General features: G+C 70.1%; 17 protein-coding genes. 14 read left to right on the top strand and 3 right to left on the bottom strand.

The window, feature by feature from the left end:
- The first annotated feature begins 20 nt into the window (after positions 1-20).
- From ACIA8K_RS14465 to ACIA8K_RS14440, 6 genes are all read left to right on the top strand, one after another.
- Entirely contained in the window at positions 21-1307 is a 1287-nt protein-coding gene (locus tag ACIA8K_RS14465) for an acetyl-CoA C-acetyltransferase (protein ID WP_396059228.1), read from the top strand.
- A gap of 118 nt (positions 1308-1425) precedes the next feature.
- Entirely contained in the window at positions 1426-2877 is a 1452-nt protein-coding gene (gene purB, locus ACIA8K_RS14460) for an adenylosuccinate lyase (RefSeq protein WP_396058749.1), read from the top strand.
- Between the two features lie 254 nt (positions 2878-3131).
- Positions 3132-3380, top strand: coding sequence for a phosphoribosylformylglycinamidine synthase subunit PurS (purS, locus tag ACIA8K_RS14455; RefSeq protein WP_396059226.1), 249 nt, complete (start codon positions 3132-3134; stop codon positions 3378-3380).
- Positions 3377-4072: a phosphoribosylformylglycinamidine synthase subunit PurQ gene (gene purQ / locus ACIA8K_RS14450; RefSeq protein ID WP_396059224.1), complete on the top strand. Its 696-nt coding sequence runs from the start codon at positions 3377-3379 to the stop codon at positions 4070-4072. The genes purS and purQ overlap by 4 nt, the downstream gene beginning before the upstream one ends.
- Positions 4069-6516 carry a phosphoribosylformylglycinamidine synthase subunit PurL gene (gene purL / locus ACIA8K_RS14445; protein ID WP_396058747.1) on the top strand — a complete coding sequence of 816 codons (2448 nt, stop codon included), beginning with the start codon at positions 4069-4071 and terminating at the stop codon, positions 6514-6516. The genes purQ and purL overlap by 4 nt, the downstream gene beginning before the upstream one ends.
- Positions 6517-6803: 287 nt before the next feature.
- Positions 6804-7580: a 2-phosphosulfolactate phosphatase gene (locus tag ACIA8K_RS14440; protein WP_396058745.1), complete on the top strand. Its 777-nt coding sequence runs from the start codon at positions 6804-6806 to the stop codon at positions 7578-7580.
- Positions 7581-7636: 56 nt separating this feature from the next.
- Here ACIA8K_RS14440 and ACIA8K_RS14435 read toward each other — a convergent pair whose 3' ends face one another.
- On the bottom strand, positions 7637-9733 hold the full coding sequence (locus tag ACIA8K_RS14435) for a hypothetical protein (RefSeq protein WP_396058743.1): 2097 nt from the start codon (positions 9731-9733) through the stop codon (positions 7637-7639).
- Between the two features lie 185 nt (positions 9734-9918).
- On the opposite strand from ACIA8K_RS14435, the gene ACIA8K_RS14430 reads away from it, so the two are divergent.
- From ACIA8K_RS14430 to amcA, 5 genes are all read left to right on the top strand, one after another.
- A complete protein-coding gene (locus ACIA8K_RS14430) occupies positions 9919-10272 on the top strand; it encodes a sterol carrier family protein (protein ID WP_396058741.1) in 354 nt (117 codons plus the stop codon).
- Positions 10273-10401: 129 nt separating this feature from the next.
- Complete coding sequence (gene purF / locus ACIA8K_RS14425) at positions 10402-12003, top strand: amidophosphoribosyltransferase (protein WP_396058739.1); 1602 nt, start codon at positions 10402-10404, stop codon at positions 12001-12003.
- Positions 12004-12110: 107 nt separating this feature from the next.
- The gene (gene purM / locus ACIA8K_RS14420; protein ID WP_396058737.1) at positions 12111-13253 is read left to right on the top strand and encodes a phosphoribosylformylglycinamidine cyclo-ligase; all 1143 of its coding nucleotides are present in this window, start codon (positions 12111-12113) and stop codon (positions 13251-13253) included.
- Between the two features lie 293 nt (positions 13254-13546).
- Positions 13547-14653 (top strand): cyclophane-forming radical SAM peptide maturase AmcB, encoded by a 1107-nt coding sequence (gene amcB / locus ACIA8K_RS14415; protein ID WP_396059222.1) that lies wholly within the window; start codon positions 13547-13549, stop codon positions 14651-14653.
- Complete coding sequence (amcA, locus tag ACIA8K_RS14410; protein ID WP_396058735.1) at positions 14619-14861, top strand: multiple cyclophane-containing RiPP AmcA; 243 nt, start codon at positions 14619-14621, stop codon at positions 14859-14861. The genes amcB and amcA overlap by 35 nt, the downstream gene beginning before the upstream one ends.
- A gap of 217 nt (positions 14862-15078) precedes the next feature.
- On the opposite strand, the gene ACIA8K_RS14405 is transcribed toward amcA, so the two are convergent.
- Together ACIA8K_RS14405 and ACIA8K_RS14400 are read right to left on the bottom strand one after the other, a co-directional pair.
- Positions 15079-15303: a DUF3073 domain-containing protein gene (locus ACIA8K_RS14405; RefSeq protein WP_396058733.1), complete on the bottom strand. Its 225-nt coding sequence runs from the start codon at positions 15301-15303 to the stop codon at positions 15079-15081.
- Positions 15304-15442: 139 nt separating this feature from the next.
- Positions 15443-16537, bottom strand: a complete 1095-nt coding sequence (locus ACIA8K_RS14400; RefSeq protein WP_396058731.1) for a Glu/Leu/Phe/Val dehydrogenase — start codon at positions 16535-16537, stop codon at positions 15443-15445.
- A 165-nt stretch (positions 16538-16702) separates the two neighbouring features.
- On the opposite strand from ACIA8K_RS14400, the gene ACIA8K_RS14395 reads away from it, so the two are divergent.
- The 3 genes from ACIA8K_RS14395 to ACIA8K_RS14385 all read left to right on the top strand — a co-directional run bounded on the left by ACIA8K_RS14395 (position 16703) and on the right by ACIA8K_RS14385 (position 19146).
- Positions 16703-17545: a hypothetical protein gene (locus ACIA8K_RS14395; protein WP_396059220.1), complete on the top strand. Its 843-nt coding sequence runs from the start codon at positions 16703-16705 to the stop codon at positions 17543-17545.
- 379 nt (positions 17546-17924) lie between these two features.
- Positions 17925-18134 carry a BldC family transcriptional regulator gene (locus ACIA8K_RS14390; protein WP_033343489.1) on the top strand — a complete coding sequence of 70 codons (210 nt, stop codon included), beginning with the start codon at positions 17925-17927 and terminating at the stop codon, positions 18132-18134.
- A gap of 271 nt (positions 18135-18405) precedes the next feature.
- On the top strand, positions 18406-19146 hold the full coding sequence (locus ACIA8K_RS14385; RefSeq protein ID WP_396059218.1) for a class I SAM-dependent methyltransferase: 741 nt from the start codon (positions 18406-18408) through the stop codon (positions 19144-19146).
- Positions 19147-19162: the final 16 nt, after the last annotated feature.

Below are 19162 nucleotides of genomic sequence, written 5' to 3'. Positions count from 1 at the left end.
GTAAGTCCGAGGGGGGAACAGTGCAGCAGAGCATCCGCCGGGTCGCGATCCTTGGCGGCAACCGCATCCCGTTCGCCAGGTCGAACGGGCGGTACGCGCAGGCGTCCAACCAGGACATGCTGACCGCGGCGCTGGACGGCCTGGTCGCCCGGTTCGGCCTGGCCGGTGAGGTGCTCGGCGAGGTGGCGGCCGGCGCCGTGCTCAAGCACTCCCGCGACTTCAACCTGACCCGCGAGGTAGTGCTCGGCTCCCAGCTGGACCCGCGGACCCCCGCCTATGACGTGCAGCAGGCCTGCGGCACCGGGCTTGAGGCGGCGATCCTGGTCGGCAACAAGATCGCGCTCGGCCAGATCGAGGTGGGCGTGGCCGGCGGCGTGGACACCACGTCTGACGCGCCGCTCGCGCTGAACGAGGACTTCCGCCGTGCGCTGCTTGAGCTGAACACGGCCCGCACGCTCGGCGCCCGGCTGAAGGCGGCCACCAAGCTGCGGCCGGTGCAGCCGTTCAAGCCGGAGATGCCGCGCAACGCGGAGCCGCGGACCGGGCTGTCGATGGGCGAGCACGCGGCGCTGACGGCCGAGACGTGGAACATCGGCCGCGAGGAGCAGGACGAGCTCGCGCTTGAGTCGCATCTGCGGCTGGCGGCGGCGTACCAGCGCGGCTTCTTTGATGATCTTGTGACGCCCTTCCTCGGGCTCAAGCAGGATCAGAACCTGCGGGCCGACACCTCGCCTGAGAAGCTGGCGCGGCTCACGCCGGTCTTCGGGACGCGCGGTGCGCACCCGACGATGACCGCGGGCAACTCGTCGCCGCTTACCGACGGCGCGTCGACCGTGCTGCTCGCGTCCGAGGAGTGGGCGAAGGCGCACAATCTTCCCGTTCTGGCCTATCTCGGTGACAGCCAGACCGCGGGTGTGGACTTCGTGCACGGGGACGAAGGGCTGCTGATGGCGCCGGCCTACGCGGTGCCGCGGCTGCTCGCGCGCAACGGGCTCACGCTTCAGGACTTCGACTACTACGAGATCCACGAGGCGTTCGCGTCGCAGGTGCTCGCCACGCTTGCGGCCTGGGAGTCGCCGGAGTTCTGCAAGGAGCGGCTGGGCCTGGAGGCGCCGCTCGGCGCGATCGACCGGGCGAAGCTCAACGTGAACGGCTCGTCGCTGGCGGCCGGGCACCCGTTCGCCGCGACCGGCGGCCGGATCGTGGCGACGCTTGCCAAGCTGCTCAGCGACAGGCCGGCCGGGAGAGGCCTCATCTCCATCTGCGCCGCCGGTGGGCTCGGGGTCGTCGCCATCGTCGAGCGGTGACATAGTTCACCCCGTACCCACGTGAATGTCGCTGTTTGATCCTTGGTATCGCTATTGGTGGATCTTGTCCGGTGGCCAGGCGGGCGGTGGCGCAGGCCGAACATGAGAGACTTCGGCCGTGACTTCCCTCCCCGACGCCACCGAGCGCCCGCGCATCCCGAACGTTCTCGCCGGGCGGTACGCCTCCACCGAGCTGCTCGCGATCTGGTCACCGGAAGAGAAGATCCGGATGGAGCGGCGGCTGTGGGTCGCCGTGCTCCGGGCGCAGCGTGACCTCGGGATCGGGCTGCCGGAGGGCGTGATCGAGTCCTACGAGGCGGTGCTCGACCGGGTCAACCTGGAGTCGATCGCGGCCCGGGAGCGGATCACCCGGCACGACGTGAAGGCCCGGATCGAGGAGTTCAGTGCGCTCGCCGGGCACGAGCACGTGCACAAGGGCATGACCTCCCGCGACCTCACGGAGAACGTCGAGCAGCTGCAGATCCGCGCGTCGCTGGTGCTGGTCCGGGACCGGATCGTGGCCGCGCTCGCCCGCCTCTCCCGGCTCGCGATCGAGCACTCCGACCTGGTGATGACCGGCCGGTCGCACAACGTGGCCGCGCAGGCCACCACGCTCGGTAAGCGCTTCGCGTCGGCGGCCGAGGAGCTGCTGATCTCCTACGAGCGGATCGACGACCTGATCCGCCGCTACCCGCTGCGCGGCATCAAGGGACCGGTCGGCACCGCCGCCGACCAGCTCGACCTCTTCGACGGCGACGCCGAGAAGGTCGCGGAGCTGGAGCGCCGGGTCGCCCGCCACCTGGGCTTCGAGCGCGTGCTGGACAGCGTCGGCCAGGTCTACCCGCGCTCGCTCGACTTCGACGTGGTCTCCGCGCTCGCGCAGACCGCTGCCGCGCCGTCGTCGCTTGCCACCACGATCCGCCTGATGGTCGGCCAGGAGCTGGCCACCGAGGGCTTCAAGCCGGGCCAGGTCGGCTCGTCCGCGATGCCGCACAAGATGAACACGCGGTCAAGCGAGCGGGTCAACGGCTTCGCCGTGATCATCCGCGGCTACCTGTCGATGGTCGGCGAGCTGGCCGGCGACCAGTGGAACGAGGGCGACGTCTCCTGTTCCGTGGTGCGCCGCGTCGCGCTGCCCGACGCGTTCTTCGCCGCGGACGGGCTGTTCCAGACGTTCCTGACAGTGCTCGACGAGTTCGGCGCCTACCCGGCCGTGATCGGCCGCGAGCTGGACCGGTTCCTGCCGTTCCTGGCGACAACCAAGATCCTGGTCGCGGCGGTACGCCGTGGGGTCGGCCGCGAGGTCGCGCACGAGGTGATCAAGGAGCACGCGGTCGCCGTGGCGCTGGCCATGCGCGAGAAGGGCGCGGCCGAGAACGACCTCTTCGACCGGCTCGCCTCGGACGAGCGACTCAGCCTCAGCCGCGACGAGATCGACACGCTCGTGGCGGACCGGGCCGCGTTCATCGGCGCCGCCCCGTCGCAGGTGCATGCGGTGGCCGACCGGGTCGCCGACGTGGTCGCCGCCCACCCGATCGCCGCCGCATATTCGCCGGCACCGATCCTTTAGGCCGGCCGCCCTCGACTCGGCCATAGGCGCTTCGAGGCGCGGGCGACCAGAGGTGGCAAATTTCCCCCCAGGGAAATCTGCCACCGCCGGGAGTGGCGCCGAGCCGGAGGAGCGCAGCGACGACCACAAGCTGAGTGCGGACCGGCCACCAGGTAGTCTGAGGGCGCTTGCCCCTCCAGGCGGTGCTGGTGAGCCGGTTGGCCACCACTGACCGGCAGAACAGCCAGGACAGCGCAAACAGTCAGGAGTGCCTCGTGGCTCGCGTCGTCGTCGACGTCATGCTCAAGCCGGAGATCCTCGATCCGCAAGGCCAGGCCGTCGCCAACGCTCTGCCCCGGCTCGGTGTCACCGACGTGACGTCGGTCCGCATCGGGCGGCGCATCGAGCTGGAGTTCTCCGGCGACGCCGACCAGGACCGGGTCCGGCAGATCGCCGACCAGCTCCTGGCCAACCCGGTCATCGAAGACTTCACAATCCACACCGACGAGCGGGTCGAGGCCTGAGCATGCGGATCGGTGTGGTGACCTTCCCGGGTTCGCTCGACGACGGGGACGCCGCGCGTGCCGTCCGGCTGGCCGGTGCCGAGGCCGTGCGCCTCTGGCACGCCGACCCGGACCTGCACGGCGTGGACGCCGTCGTTCTCCCCGGTGGCTTCTCCTACGGCGACTACCTGCGCTGCGGCGCGATCGCCAGGTTCTCTCCCGCGATGGAGTCGATCATCGACGCGGCCAACGGCGGCCTGCCGGTGCTCGGCATCTGTAACGGGTTCCAGATCCTCTGCGAGGCGCACCTGCTTCCCGGCGCGCTGACCCGCAACCAGCACCTGCACTTCCGCAACCGGGACCAGTGGCTGAAGGTCGAGTCGACAAGCACCGCCTGGACCGGCACGTTCACCGACGGCCAGGAGATCCTGATCCCGGTCAAGAACGGCGAGGGCTGCTACGTGGCGGATCAGCGCACGCTCGACGAGCTCGAGGCGGAGGGCCGGGTCGTGGCCCGCTACATCCGCGGCAACCCCAACGGGTCGCAGCGCGACATCGCCGCCATCACCAACGAGCGCGGCAACGTCGTCGGCATCATGCCGCACCCCGAGCACGCGGTCGAGGCGCTGACCGGGCCGTCGCTCGACGGTCTCGGCCTGTTCGCCTCCGTCCTCGCCCACCTCGCCGGCAAGTCCGCGGCGGTGCCCGCGTGACCCAGACAGTTAAGGAGACCGCGGTGTCCGCGCCCGACACGGTCGACGTCGCCGGCTCCACCCCCGAGCAGCTCCAGCCGTTCGCCGAGCTGGGCCTGCTCGAGGACGAGTACCAGCGGATCCGCGACATCCTCGGCCGCCGGCCCACCCAGTCCGAGCTGGCGATGTACTCGATCATGTGGAGCGAGCACTGCTCCTACAAGTCGAGCAAGGTCCACCTCAAGCAGTTCAGCGAGAAGGCGCCGAAGAACGAGCGCCTGCTGGCCGGCATCGGTGAGAACGCCGGCGTCATCCAGATCTCCGACGAGCTTGCGGTGACCTTCAAGGTCGAGTCGCACAACCACCCGAGCTACGTCGAGCCGTACCAGGGTGCGGCCACCGGCGTCGGCGGCATCGTCCGCGACATCCTCGCCATGGGCGCCCGCCCGATCGCGGTGATGGACCCGCTGCGCTTCGGCGACCCCGAGCACCCGGACACCAAGCGCGTCCTGCCCGGCGTCGTCGCCGGCGTCGGCGGCTACGGCAACTGCCTCGGCCTGCCTAACATCGGCGGCGAGGTCGTCTTCGACCCCTGCTACCAGGGCAACCCGCTTGTCAACGCGCTAAGCATCGGCGTGCTGCCGGTCGACCGCCTCCAGAAGAAGGAGGCGACCGGCGCCGGCAACATCGTCGTACTGCTCGGCGCGAAGACCGGCCGGGACGGCATCGGCGGCGTCTCCGTGCTGGCCAGCGCCACCTTCGACGACGGCAGCGAGCAGCGCCGCCCGTCCGTCCAGGTCGGCGACCCGTTCATGGAGAAGCTCCTGATCGAGTCCTGCCTGGAGCTCTACGACGCCGGACTTGTCGTCGGCATCCAGGACCTCGGCGGTGCGGGCCTCACCTGCGCGCTCACCGAGACCGCCGCCGCAGCCGAGGCCGGCATGCGCGTCTGGCTGGAGCGGGTGCCGCTGCGCGAGCCGTCCATGGACCCGCACGAGATCCTGGCCAGCGAGTCCCAGGAGCGCATGCTCCTGATCGTCGCGCCGGAGAAGCTCGACGAGGTGCTGAAGATCGCCGACAAGTGGGGCGTGCTCGCCACCGCGATCGGCGAGGTCACCGACGGCGACCGCCTGCTCGTCACGTGGAACGACCACACGGTCGTCGACGTGCCGCCGGGCTCGCTCGTGGATGACGGCCCCGTCTACAACCGGCCGATGCGCGAGCCGGCCGACCTGATCCTGCTGCGTGCGGACCGCGCCGAGACGCTGCCCCGCCCGGTCGGCGGCGACGCGCTCCGCGAGACCGTGCTGCGCATGATCGCCTCGCCGAACCTGTGCGACAAGACCTGGGTCACCGAGCAGTACGACAGGTACGTGCTCGGCAACACGGTCCTCGCCCAGCCGGAGGACGCGGGCGTGCTCCGCATCGACGAGCAGACCGGCCTCGGCGTCGCGCTCTCCGTCGACGGCAACGGGCGCTACGCGCGCCTCGACCCGTACAACGGGGCGAAGCTGGCGCTGGCCGAGGCGTACCGGAACGTCGCCGTGGCTGGTGGCAAGCCGATCTCGGTCACCAACTGCCTCAACTTCGGCTCGCCCGAGGACCCGACAGTCATGTGGCAGTTCGCCGAGGCCGTCCGCGGTCTCGCCGACGGCTGCCAGGAGCTCGGCATCGCGGTCAGCGGCGGCAACGTCAGCTTCTACAACCAGACCGGTGCCGCCCCGATCAACCCCACCCCGGTGGTCGGCGTCCTCGGCCTGATCGACGACGTCGCCACCCGGGTGCCGATCGGCTTCACGCCGTCCGCGCACCCCGAGGGCGACCTGGTCTTCCTGCTCGGCGAGACGCGCAACGAACTCTCCGGCTCCGAGTGGGCGTGGGTCACCCACGGCCACCTCGGCGGCGAGCCCCCGCGCGTCGACCTCGCCCGCGAGAAGTCGCTTGCCGAGGTGCTGGCCGAGGCCGCCCGCGTCGGGCACCTCACCGCCGCGCACGACCTCTCCGACGGCGGCCTCATCCAGACGCTCGTCGAGTCGTCGCTGCGCCGCGGCGTCGGCGTCAAGGTCGAGCTGCCGGACGAGTTCACCGGCGGCACCATGCCGTTCGTCTTCCTGTTCAGCGAGTCCGCCGGCCGGGCCGTGGTGGCCGTACCGCGCGGTCACGAGACCGCGTTCACCGCGCTCTGCGAGGAGCACGGGCTGCCGTGGGCAGCGATCGGCACCACCGAGGCCGCAAGCGACGCGGTCGAGGTCGTCGGCCAGTTCAGCGTCCCGCTGGACGAGCTTCGCGAGGCGCACACGGCCACGCTGCCGCGCCTCTTCGGCAACGTGGCCTCCCCGGCCACCGGCGACGACCCGGCGCCGGACTCGGCAGCTCCCGCGGAGGAGGGCCTGCCGGCCGCCGCCGCGGACAGCACCCAGGCGGAGCCGAGCAGCGAGGACGGCATCGCCACCCCGGCCGAGTAACGGTCTCCGGTAACGAACGGCAGAGCCCGCGTCGATGATGATCGGCGCGGGCTCCGCCGTGTCCGGGTTCGGAGCCTGTATCGACGTGGGATGCCGGGCCGCACATCGCCCCTTGCTTCTCGACGTAAGGCTGCGGGGCCTCGCCGCCCCCGGCATCCGACGTCGATACAGCGCTTCTAGGGGCGGTGAGTGGCCGCACCGGCGGGCGGTGGGGCGGCATCATGGGTGGCGTCTGATGAGCGGCGGTGCCGGTGAGCGGTGCCCGACGAACGGCGGGGCGTGCGCACGTGAGCGGCGAAGCTGATCCGGTGGTGGACGCGGTCTACGCGCAGCCCGGTGCGGGAGTGCGGTTCGACTGGGGACTGGCCGGCGCGAGCGAGCTGGGCCGCGTCTGCGCCGCCCTGGTCGTGGTCGACGTACTCTCCTTCACCACCGCGGTGGATGTGCTGGTCGCGCGCGGGACCCGGGTCCATCCGTTCCCGTGGAGCGCACAGGCGGACGCGTACGCGGCCCGGGTCGGCGCGGTCGCCGCGGTCGGGCGCGCCGACGTCAGCGCGGAGCGGCCCTGGACGTTGTCGCCGGCCGCTCTTCATCGCGCACCCGCCACGCCGGACCTGGTCCTGCCGTCGCCGAACGGGTCCGCGATCTCCGCCGCGGCGAGCGCCACCGGCCTGCCGGTCGTGGCCGCCTGTCTCCGCAACGCCCGCTCGGTCGCCCACTGGCTGCTCTCCCAGGGGTACGGCACCGTGCAGGCCCCGATCGGCGTCATCGCGGCCGGCGAACAGTGGCCGGACCAGGCGCTGCGACCCGGGGTGGAGGACCTGCTCGGCGCCGCGTCCGTCCTGGACGGGCTGGCCGGCGCCCCCGGCGGGCTGTCGGTGGAGGCGGCGGTCGCGCTGGCCGCCCTGAACAGCGTGCCGGACGTCCCGGCCGCGGTCCGAGGCTGCGTCTCCGGCCGGGAACTCATCGCCCGCGGCTACGCCGAGGACGTCGAAACAGCCGTCCAGCGCAACATCTCCACTGTCGTGCCACTGCTCCGCGGCGGCATCTTCACCAGGGCCTGAAACGGAGAACGGGCCCGTGCCAAGCGGCACGGGCCCGTTCTACTCAGCCGATCGGCTTAATCGTCCATCCAGTCGATGCGACGATCGCCGCGCTGGTTGCCGCCGCGGTTGTCACTGCGGTCGCCGCTCTGGTCGTAACCACTGCGGTCACCGCCCTGCTGGGCCGGGTAGCCGGACTGGTCGGCGCCGTACCCGGCACCCGCCTGGTCGTAGCCGCCGCCCTGCTGGTCGTAACCGCCCTGGTCGTAACCGGCACGGTCGCCGTAACCACCCTGGCCGTTGGCGCCGCCGTAGCCGCCTTGACCGCCCGCGCCGCCGTAACCGCCTTGACCACCGGTGCCGCCGTAGCCACCTGCAGCGCCGGAGCCGTACTCGTCGCCCCGGCCGCCGTAGCCACCCTGAGCGCCTGCGCCGCCGCCGTAGCCGCCCTGGCCGCCGCCGTAACCCGCGCCGCCGCCCTGGCCCTGCGTGCCGTAGTCGATCTCCTGGGCGCCGTAGCCACCCTGGTCCGCACGCTGGCCGTACGGCCCGGCCGGGTTGGCGCCGTAGCCGCCGCCCTGACCGCCGTAGCCGTCTCCGCCACCGTTGTACCGGCCGGTGGGCTCCTCGTACGGGTCGTTGCCCGCACCGTAGCCGCCGCCACCGGACACCGAGCCGGACCCGGCGCCGCCGTAGTCGCCCCGGCCGCCCGCGCCGTAACCACTGCCGGAGACCGATGCGGAGCCTGCGCTGCCGTACCCACCCCGGTCGTAGCCGCCGGCGCCGTGGTTGTCGGCGTCGCCGTAGCCGGCGCCGGAGACGGACGCGGACCCGGCGCTGCCGTAGCCGCCCCGGTCATCGCCGTAGCCGGCGCGGGTGGCATCCCCGCCGGCGCCGTAGTTGTCCTCGCTGCCGGCCCACTTCGGCGCGCCTGGCGCACCGGGCGGCGGAGCGCCGTACGGGTCGGGGAACTCGTCCATCGCGGCCCGCGACGTGATCATCGTGGGCGCGTCGGCCAACGGGTTGGTGATCCGGGTGGCGTCGTCCATGCCGCCCGCGCCGATACCACCCGCACCCATGCCTGCGCCACCGATGCGCGTGGCGTCGTTCGTCGCGCCGTAGGCGCCACCCGCGGCACCCGGGCCGCGTTCGCGGTATTCGCTTACCGCCGCGGCGTCCGCTTCCTTGTCCTGCTTGCGCCGGATGAACAGCAGCACCATCGTGCCGACGCCGATCGCGACCAGCAGCGCGCCGATCAGGATGACGGCCCACGGGATGCCGCTGTCGTCATCCGTCGAGTTCGCCGCGTTGTCGGTCTCCGCAGCCTCGTCGGTGGCCTCGGGCGTGGTCTCGCCGCCGGCCTCGGACGCCTCCGCGGACGGAGACTCGGACGGCTCCGCGCTTTCCGACGCGCTCGGTGTCGCCGACGGGCTGGGCGCAGTTGTGGAGGCCAGCTTGAACGACACCTCGGAGACCGTGGCGTTGTTGGCGCCGTTGATGGTCTGAGCGCCGTTCTCGAAGTTCTTCGCGACCACGACCATGTTGATGGAGCCGGGGGTGATCGGCTTGTCCGTGGTCCCGTTGAAGGTGAACGTGCCCCGGCCGTTGGTCGCCGTGTCGTACCGGTGGCCGCCGCCGTCCTGGATCGCGACCGAGGCGCCGGAGATGCCGGCGCCGGTCTTGTTGTCGACGACCGTGCCACTGATCTTCTTGACGGTCTGTACCGCGGCCGGACCCTTGATCTCCAGGTTCAGCGTCTGGGTGGTGACCTCGTCGCCGCCGAGCAGACCCTTGGAGGTGGCGGTCAGCTTGAGCGCGACGTTCTTCGTCTGGCCTGCGGCCACGGTGCCCGCGGTGATCGTCGCGGTGAACGTACCCTCGCCGGTCAGGCTCGGGGAACAGTCGCCGGAGCAGGTGACGCCGTCGGCCTGCCCGATCGTCACGCTTACCGCGGTGTCATCGTCGTCGCCCTTGACCGTGTATTTCAGCTGGGCTGTCTGACCGGTCGTGAGACTTGAGTTGGAGAGAACGACATTGGAGAGCTTGGGTGCTGCCGCCTGGGCGGGAGCGGGAGCGACGAAGAGTACGCTGCCGGTGACCGCCAGGAACGCAACACCCGCGCGGAATAGGCCAGCGGTACGCGCGCGCCTGCCGCGGACCTCCTGACCAGCCAAATCGCGCCAGGTCCTTCGGTGTGCTGTCACGTCCACCGCCTTCCGGGATATCGACTCCCGGCCTCGGACGTGCCGGGTTCACCCCGTGATTGAGTACACCGTGGGCCACTATGCCTTGTCGGGTGCCTCACGCGCGACCCAGGGGAGCTACGAAGTCATCAGGTGTCGGAACGTATTGTCCCGACGTGCCCTCTCCGCTCGATAAGCAGGCAGTCGTGGCAGCGGTGCTGGCCTCCCTCGATGCCGGGGAGACGCCGGAACGTATTGCTCTCCGTGATGCGGTGCGTGCGCTTCTGGCCACCCTCGCGGCGCGCGTTCCCGGCCGTTCGGTGGAGGTCCGCGTTCCTCCGTACGGTGCGATTCAGTGCGTCGAAGGGCCCCGTCATACCCGCGGCACACCGCCCAATGTGGTCGAGATGGACCCGGAGACATGGGTACGTCTGGCGACCGGGCGCCTCTCCTGGGAAGACGCGATTACTCAGGGACGTCTGCGCATCAGCGGAAACCGTGCTGATATATCTGCCTACATCCCTATCTAGTCTCCCGTGCGATTACGGGCTGATCGACCTCTGGCAGCGAAAAGGTGGCTCTCTGTTAATCGCCTGGCCTCGCGTACACTGTTTCGGGCGGACGGAACTTCCGCCGGATCCACACGGATGGAGCAGCAGGTGCCCCGAGGCGACGGGCTGTTGAGCCACGAACTCGACCCCCAAAGGCCCGGCCCGCAAGATGCTTGCGGCGTGTTCGGAGTGTGGGCCCCGGGCGAAGAAGTGGCCAAGCTCACCTATTTCGGTATTTACGCACTTCAGCACCGCGGCCAGGAGGCGGCGGGCATCGCGGTGAGCGACGGCTCCAGCGTGGTGGTCTACAAGGACGTCGGCCTGGTCTCCCAGGTGTTCGACGAGCCGACGCTGGCGAGCCTGCGCGGCCACCTGGCCGTCGGTCACGCCCGGTACTCCACGACTGGCGGCAACAACTGGGAGAACGCGCAGCCCACGATCAAGGCGACCACCTCCGGCACCACGATCGCGCTTGCGCACAACGGCAACCTGGTCAACACGGCGGAGCTGGCCCGCGAGGTCACCAACCGTGGCCTGGACCTCGGCTCCGACGGCTCGACCACTGACACGTCGCTTGTCACCACGCTGCTGGCCGGCTACCCCGATCTGTCGGTCGAGGAAGCCGCGATGAAGGTGCTGCCCACGCTGCGCGGCGCCTTCAGCTTCGTGTTCATGGACGAGAACACGCTGTACGCGGCCCGTGACGCCGCCGGGGTGCGCCCGCTTGTGCTCGGCCGCCTGGAGCGCGGCTGGGTGGTGGCGAGCGAGACCGCGGCGCTTGACATCTGCGGCGCCAGCGTGGTCCGCGAGATCGAGCCGGGCGAGCTGATCGCGATAGACGAGGACGGCCTGCGCTCGGTGCGTTTCGCGACGCCGGAGCCCAAGGGCTGCCTCTTCGAGTACGTCTACCTGGCCCGCCCGGACACCACGATCAACGGCCGGAACATCTACTCCGCCCGCGTGCAGATCGGCCGTGAGCTGGCCAAGGAGGCGCCGGTCGAGGCCGACCTGGTGATCCCGGTGCCGGAGTCCGGCACGCCTGCCGCGATCGGCTACGCGGAGGCCTCAGGCATCACCTACGGCCAGGGCCTGCTGAAGAACGCCTACGTCGGCCGCACCTTCATCCAGCCCTCGCAGACCATCCGCCAGATCGGCATCCGCCTCAAGCTGAACCCCCTCCGGGAGAACGTGCGCGGTAAGCGGATCGTCGTGGTCGACGACTCGATCGTCCGGGGCAACACGCAGCGGGCCATCGTGCGCATGCTGCGCGAGTCCGGCGCGCTCGAGGTTCATGTGCGGATCTCGTCGCCCCCGGTGCGCTGGCCCTGCTTCTATGGCATCGACTTCGCCACCCGGGCTGAGCTGATCGCCAACGGACTCGACACCGAGGGCATCCGGCGCGCGATCGGCGCGGATTCCCTGGGCTACATCTCGCTGGCCGGCCTGGTCTCCGCCACCGAGCAGCCGAAGACCCGGCTCTGCCGCGCATGTTTCGACGGGGAGTACCCGATCGCATTGCCGGACGGCGACATGATCGGCAAGCACGTGCTCGAGGGTGTCGGCCGCCGGGTCTCCGGTGGTCTGCCGGTCGTGCCCGTGCAGGCTACGGAGGGCGGTGCTCCGGGCCCGAGCCCGGACCACGAGCTGGAAAACGATGGTGTGGACCTGGTCGCCTCGCCCGGCGGCGCGGACAACCCGCATCATTCTTAGGCACGCGCGTGCCGCGACCCACGAGAACCGTGACTTCGCGGCCGTTCGGCCAGTCAAGCGCGCAAGGCGGCACGCCCGGCCTGACGCGAGAGCACAAGGGGAGATACGTGACGCACGTGACCGAGCGATCCAACGACGCGGCGGATAACGGTGACCGGCAGCCGTGGCAGGCCGGCGCCGGTCGGAGCAGGGGAAAGCGCACGGTCACGTACGCGGACGCCGGTGTTTCCATCCACGCCGGTGAGCGCGCCGTCGAGCTTCTGAAGAACAAGGTGCGCCGCGCCTCCCGTCCCGAGGTCATGGGCGACCTGGGCGGTTTCGCGGGCCTGTTCCGGCTGGACGCCAAGAAGTACAAGAACCCGATCCTCGCCTCCTCCACGGACGGCGTGGGCACCAAGCTAGTCATCGCCCAGCAGCTGAACATCCACGACACGGTCGGCATCGACCTGGTCGCCATGGTCGTCGACGACCTGGTGGCCTGCGGCGCCGAGCCGCTGTTCCTGCTCGACTACATCGCCTGCGGTGAGGTCGAGCCGGAGAAGGTCGCGGAGATCGGCGCGGGCATCGCGGACGGCTGCCGCTACGCGGGCTGCGCGCTGCTCGGCGGCGAGACGGCCGAGCACCCGGGCGTGCTCCGCCCGGACGAGTACGACCTTTCCGCGACCGGCGTCGGCGTGGTCGAGGAGGCCGACCTGCTCGGCCGCGAGCGTGTCGAGGTCGGCGACGTCGTGATCGCGATGCGCTCCTCCGGCCTGCACTCCAACGGCTACTCGCTTGTCCGCCACGTGCTGCTCGGCGCCGGCCGCATGCGGCTGGACACTGTGGTCGAGGAGTTCGGCCGCCAGCGCACGCTCGGCGAGGAGCTGCTCACCCCCACCAAGATCTACGCCAAGGACTGCCTGGGCATGATCGCTGAGTGCGAGGTGCGCGCGCTCGCGCACGTCACCGGCGGTGGCATCCCCGGCAACCTGGTCCGCGTCCTCCCGGACCACGTGGACGCGGTGGTCAACCGCTCCACCTGGAAGCCGCAGTCGATCTTCGAGCTGGTCCAGTCCAAGGGCCGGATCGACGACCCGGAGATGGAGTCGACGTTCAACATGGGCGTCGGCATGTTCGCGATCGTCTCGGCCGCCGACGCGGACCGCGCGCTGGCCTTCCTGGCCGGCCGTGGCGTCGACGCCTGGCACGCGGGCGAGATCATCGAGGGCACCGGCACGGTCCAGATGATCGGCCAGCACACCCGGGGCTAAAGGCATCGGCATTACCGGCCGCGCAGGCTTTCACCGCTTGCGCGGCCTTTTCCTTTTCCCACTCCCGCCGTGGTCCGGCCCGTTTGCTCCCGCGGGCACCGGTGCCGCGGTGGTCCGGCAGACCCGGCGGGTGTGCTGCGAGGTTGCACGGTTCCGGGACCTGCGTGGGTGATCCTCCAGATACCTGATTGGGGCTTCACCCGGGTAGACATGGACGCCTAGCCTGAAAAGGCGTTACCCGGCGTTCACCGGAGCGGGCGGGCTGGTGGGGAGGTGCGGTGAGCGATTCGGGGATGCGTGGGATCGCCGCCGTACCGTCGTACGTGGTGATGCAGCCGACGACGTTGTGCAACCTCGATTGCACGTACTGCTATCTGCCGTTCCGTGCCGTCGACCGGCGAATGCCGACGGCCGTGGCCGAGGCGGTCGCCGCCCCGGTGAACAGGTGGGCGCGGGACACCCGCTTCTCCGTCGTCTGGCACGGGGGCGAGCCGCTGGCGACCGGCCGGGAGCACCTGGCCGCGCTGATGGCCCCGTTCGGCCCGGAGGTCGAGCATCACGTCCAGACGAACGCGACGTTGATCGACGACGCCTGGTGCGAGTTCTTCACCGCGCACGACATGCGGGTGAGCGTGAGCGTGGACGGCCCGCGCGAGCGGAACGGGGAGCGGGTCACCCGGGGCGGCCGGCCCGCCTACGACCGGATCGCCCGGGGCATCGAGACGCTGCGGAGACACGGCATCGGCTACTCCGCGCTCTGCGTGGTCGGCGCGCCGTTCCCGGGCCTCGCCACCGAGATCTACGACTACTTCCTCACGCTCGGCTGCGACGTGCTCGGCATCAACGTCGAAGAGCTGGAGGGCGTCAACACGCGCGACAACGGCTTCCCGGCCGAGGCGGTGACCGCGTTCTGGGCGGAGCTGGTCACGGCCTGGCGCCGGGACCCGCGCATCCACCTGCGGGAGGTTGAGCTGTGCCTGCGGTACGCGGCCGCGGTGCTCGATGGCACCGCGAGCGCATTACTGCCGCGCCGGCTGGACCCGATCCCCACAATCGCGTACGACGGCTCGGTCGTGCTGCTCTCGCCGGAGCTGGCGGGCTTCTCCGATCCACGGTACGGCGACTTCACCAGCGGCAATGTGCTGGAGCGGAGTCTGGAGCACATTCTGGCGGACGCGACGTCCACCCCATGGATCGGTGAGTTCCTGGCCGGCGTGGAGGCCTGCCGTACCCGGTGCCCGTACTTCGAGTTCTGCGGTGGCGCGCATGCCGCCAACCGATACTTCGAGCACGGGCGTTTCGACGGTACGGAGACGAACCACTGCCGCAACAGCAAGATCCGCTTATTGGAGGGAGTGCTGCATCATGCCCGAGATCACCAACCCTCGAGAGCCGGATAGCGCCGTCGAGGAGGCTCCCGGCTCGGTGGCCGAGCGGGTTCGGAGCGCCGGTGCCGGGCTGACCGCGCTGCTCGACGAGGCCGCGGAGGCACGCTCACGCCGCGCGGAGGCGGCAGCCGGCGAAGACGGCTCCAGCGCGGTCTGCGCGTGGAACCACTTCGAGAACATCCCGACCTTCTACAACTGGAACAACCGGCCCAGCCGTTAGGTCATGTGTCGATGTGAGACGCGGGCACGGAGCACCGGCGGATCGTCGCAGTGGCCCTGCAACGATCCGCCGGTGTTACGTATAGGTGCGCCACGAATGACGTGACCGCTGGATGTGCGCGCATGCATCATCACCGCGAGGGGCGTGGAAACGCCTCAGGGCGGATGCGGACACGCATGAGCACGCGGGGGGTCCGCGTGCTCAGTGTTGCCAGCGATCAATGACGTCGCCGCGGCGACGACCACGAATCCGTGTCGTCGTCGGCGGTATCGTCCTCGTCGTCATCGTCGACGCGCGGTTGTTGCCCGTCGTCGATGTCGTGGCCCGAATTCGGACCGCCGGTAAGCTCCCGCTGCAAGGCGGCGAGGTCGGTGTTCGGGGAGTGATACTTCAACTCCCGGGCCACCTTCGTCTGCTTGGCCTTGGCTCGGCCGCGCCCCATGGCTCGACCCCCTCGCACAGAATTCGGGGCAGCCCGAAGGCGGGCCCCGATGACGTCAGGCATCTCTCGTGGGTCTTACGGTACATGGGCGAGGCGACGTTCGGCACCTCGGGTAGCGCACGTTGCCCCACGCGCGTCGTTAAAAGGCCCGGCGCGGCAGAAGAATCCCCCGAAGCCGCCCGACTTCGGCCATTCGGCGCTCGGCCAGCCGGTCCGCGGCGACCGCCGGCGGCACCCCGTCCGACTCCGCGAGACGCAGAATCTTCTTCGTGGTGTCGTAGATCTTGCTCGCCCGGAGCTTCGCACGCTCGAAATTGAAGCCCTCGATCTCGTCGGCCACCTGGATCACGCCGCCGGAGTTCACCAGATAGTCCGGCGCGTAGAGAATTCCGCGCTCCTCAAGCAGCTTTTCGACGCCCGGGTGCGCCAGCTGATTGTTCGCCGCGCCCACCACCGCCTTGGCGCGCAGCCGCGGCACCGACTCGTCGTTGAGCGCGCCGCCCAGCGCACAGGGCGCGTAGACGTCGAGGTCCGAGGTGATCAGCGTGTCCGTGTCCGGAACCAGATCGATCTGGGGGTACGTGCTGCGCGCCCACTCCAGCGAGGCCGCGCTGACGTCCGTGGCGGTCACCGACGCGCCGTCCTCGATCAGATGCCCCACCAGGTACTTGCCGACCTTGCCCAGCCCGGAGACCCCGATCCGGCGCCCGGCCAGTGTCGGACTGCCCCACAGGTGCTCGGCCGAGGCCCGCATGGCCTGGAACACGCCCCACGCGGTGAGGATTGACGAGTCGCCCGCGCCGCCGTGCTCCACGCTGCGCCCGGTCACGTACCGCGTCTCGCGCGCGATCACGTCCATGTCCGGGACGTAGGTGCCGACGTCGCAGGCCGTGTAGTAGCGGCCGCCCAGCGACTCGATGAACCGGCCGTACGCCCGCAGCAGGGCCTCGCTCTTCAGCTGCTCCGGGTCGCCCCAGATGACGGCCTTGCCGCCGCCGAGGTCCAGGCCGGCGAGCGCGTTCTTGTAGGCCATCGCGCGTGAGAGGTTGAGCACATCCTCGACCGCGGACTCCTCGTCCGGATAGGGGAAGAAGCGGGTTCCACCGAGCGCGGGGCCCAGTGCGGTCGAGTAGATCCCGATGACTGCTTTCAGCCCGGACTGCTTGTCCTGGCAGAAGACGACCTGTTCATGACCGGTCAGTCCCTGGTCGTCGGCGTTGGCGAAGAAGGACATCTCTGCTCCCTGGCGGTAGCGGCGCCCTTGTGGGGCGAATACGTCGTAGGCAGGTTTGTCGGTGCCTACACAGACCCTAGGACTTCGGCGTTGGAGTGGGCGATAAGTACCGTGATCGGAGATGCTGTGGACGAGCACTTCACCGCGGCGTGGAAGGATCGGGCCGTGTCGTCACTGTTCGCGTCGTACCTGCGGGTCTACGAGCCCTTGACCGCTTTCGACCGGGAACGTCAGCTCTTCTGGCGGCGGTACGCGCGGGAGGGCCGGGCGATCACGACCGGCGACGGCCCCGGGCGGCAACGCACCGCGGTGCTTGAGGCGCTCGGCGCCGGCTGGACTCGGCTGCCCGACCTCCCGGACGAGGCCTACGTGCTTGAGGACGAGGACACGATCCTGGTCTGCCCATGGAACCTCAAGCTGCGGGTCGCCGAGGCCGCGCTCTCCGCCCGGGACGGCGTGCCCGCCGTGCTTGCCGACGCGTTCGTGCCGCCGATCCTGGCCGGTCAGGCCAAGGCCGTGGTGGACGATTGGCGCAGCGGGGCCAAGGTGCTGGAGCAGGGTGTGCCGCGCGTGCACGAGCAGGCCTCCACGTGGGGCGTACCGCTGCGCTGGTTCGTCTTCGTGGACCAGGGGGAGCGGGAACTGGTGACCGGGCCCAGGGGCCGGCGGCGCCTGCGGTTCCGCACCGACATCTCCAAGGCGCGCCGGCGTGCCCACCGTGGCGTCTCGGTGCTGCGCAAGAGCGTGGGCGACGCGCCGATCACCGAGGCGGTGGAGGAGGGCGCGCGCTGGCTGGAGGAGTTCCACCCGCGGTCGGTGGTGGAGCTGGACTACGGCGGGCTGGTGGATCTGATGCCGGATGACCAGCTGGAGGCGGACGATTCGCCGGCGCTTGTCGCGGCCGGGCTCGCCGGTCTCGCTAACGGCGATGCGGAGGGCGCGACCGAGGCCTACGAGAAGCTCGTCGCGCGGTGGCGTGCGGTCCAGCTTCTGGAGCGATGTAACTGAGAGCGATCTTCGGGACGGCCGCGGGGCGTGCTGACACGCCTACCCGCGGTCGTCTTGTTATAGGGATGTCGGCCGATCGACACACCCCTGCGCGACATGTCACGCAAATGGCGAACATTGCGGGTCGAATCGGACCGTGGTCGCGCTCCCATGGGCGGTTAGACTCGTGAGTAACCAGCTACCAAGCGTGATGGACCGTCCAAATAAGTAGGTATTGGGCGTAGAAAATGTGGATAAATCGGTCATGGCTCATCCGTCCATCCAGGGACGTTAGTCCGTTCGGCCCATGTCGGACATCGGGGACTAGCCGGACCATGAGAGACGCGTCGGCCGGCGGGACCCCGGCCGATGTCTTTAGGTACCTGTGGAGGAGTGACCGATGGCATCGCGTACGCACGAACCAGAGCCGCTACTCACGCCGGCCGAGGTCGCGTCGATGTTCCGTGTCGACCCGAAGACGGTGACTCGGTGGGCGAAGGCGGGCAAGCTCAGCGCAATACGGACGCTGGGCGGCCACCGTCGCTACCGTGAGTCTGAGGTTCGCGCCCTGCTGCAGGGGCAGATCCCCACGCAGCGTCAGGGTGACTGACGGACCGCTCTTCACGACCCGCCGGTAGGTAGTGCCAGGGCGGAGGGAATCACGGATCAGTCCGTGTGATCCTCCGCCTTCGCTCTGTCTGCGGGCAGATCCGCGGAAGGCTTCTCTGTTCGGTTGTGACTCGCTGACCTTACATACGGGATCGCGCTCCGAACGGCTCAACGCGCGGCGGCCGAGTTCGGTGTCTCCCATCTGACAGGCTGTGGACGTGAGCAACGAACAGATCGTTCCGCGTCCGCGACTCGGCGACGTCTTCGGCGAGATGCTTCAGGACGCCTACGCGATCCACATCGGCGCCGGGCGCCGACCGCTGGCCGGTGGCCGGGTGCCGCGGCCGGTCATCGAGATCATCGAGCGCGAGGACGGCACGATCAACGGCGCGCCCGCTGAGCAGTACCTTCTCGGCCCGGACGAGTGGCAGGCACATGACCACCGGGCCGTCGCGCGGGTGCGCGGGCGGGCGCTTGACATCGGCACCGGCGGAGGCCGGATCGCGCTGGCGCTGCAGGAGTCGGGTGTGCAGGTGACCGGACTGGACACCTCGCCCGGCGCGATCGCGGTGGCTCGCCGGCGCGGCGTACGCGACACGGTGACGGCCACGGTCGACGAGCACGCGCGCGGAGACCGCCGCTATGACACGTTCCTGCTGCTCGGCAACAACCTGGGGCTGCTTGAGGGGCATCACCGCGCGGCAGGCTTCCTGGACGCGCTGGCCGAGATGGCCGCGCCGGGCGCGCAGGTGATCGCGCAGGGCACCGACCCGTACGGCACCACGGATCCGCTGCACGTCGGCTATCACGATCTCAACAGGTCGCGCGGCCGGCTGGGCGGGCAGCTGAGACTGCGGCTGCGCTACCGGGAGCTGACCACCGACTGGTTCGACTACCTGTTCTGCTCCGTCGACGAACTGCGCGAGCTGGTGGCCGGAACGCGCTGGCGGCTCACCGATGTGGACGATGCCGACCGTCCGTACTATCTCGCCACACTGACGCTGGAAGCCTGACAGAACAGCCGGAACC

It is taken from the genome of Catenuloplanes sp. NPDC051500 (genome assembly GCF_044454585.1).
Classification (GTDB): domain Bacteria; phylum Actinomycetota; class Actinomycetes; order Mycobacteriales; family Micromonosporaceae; genus Catenuloplanes.
This window is presented reverse-complemented; position numbering and strand designations above follow the sequence as displayed.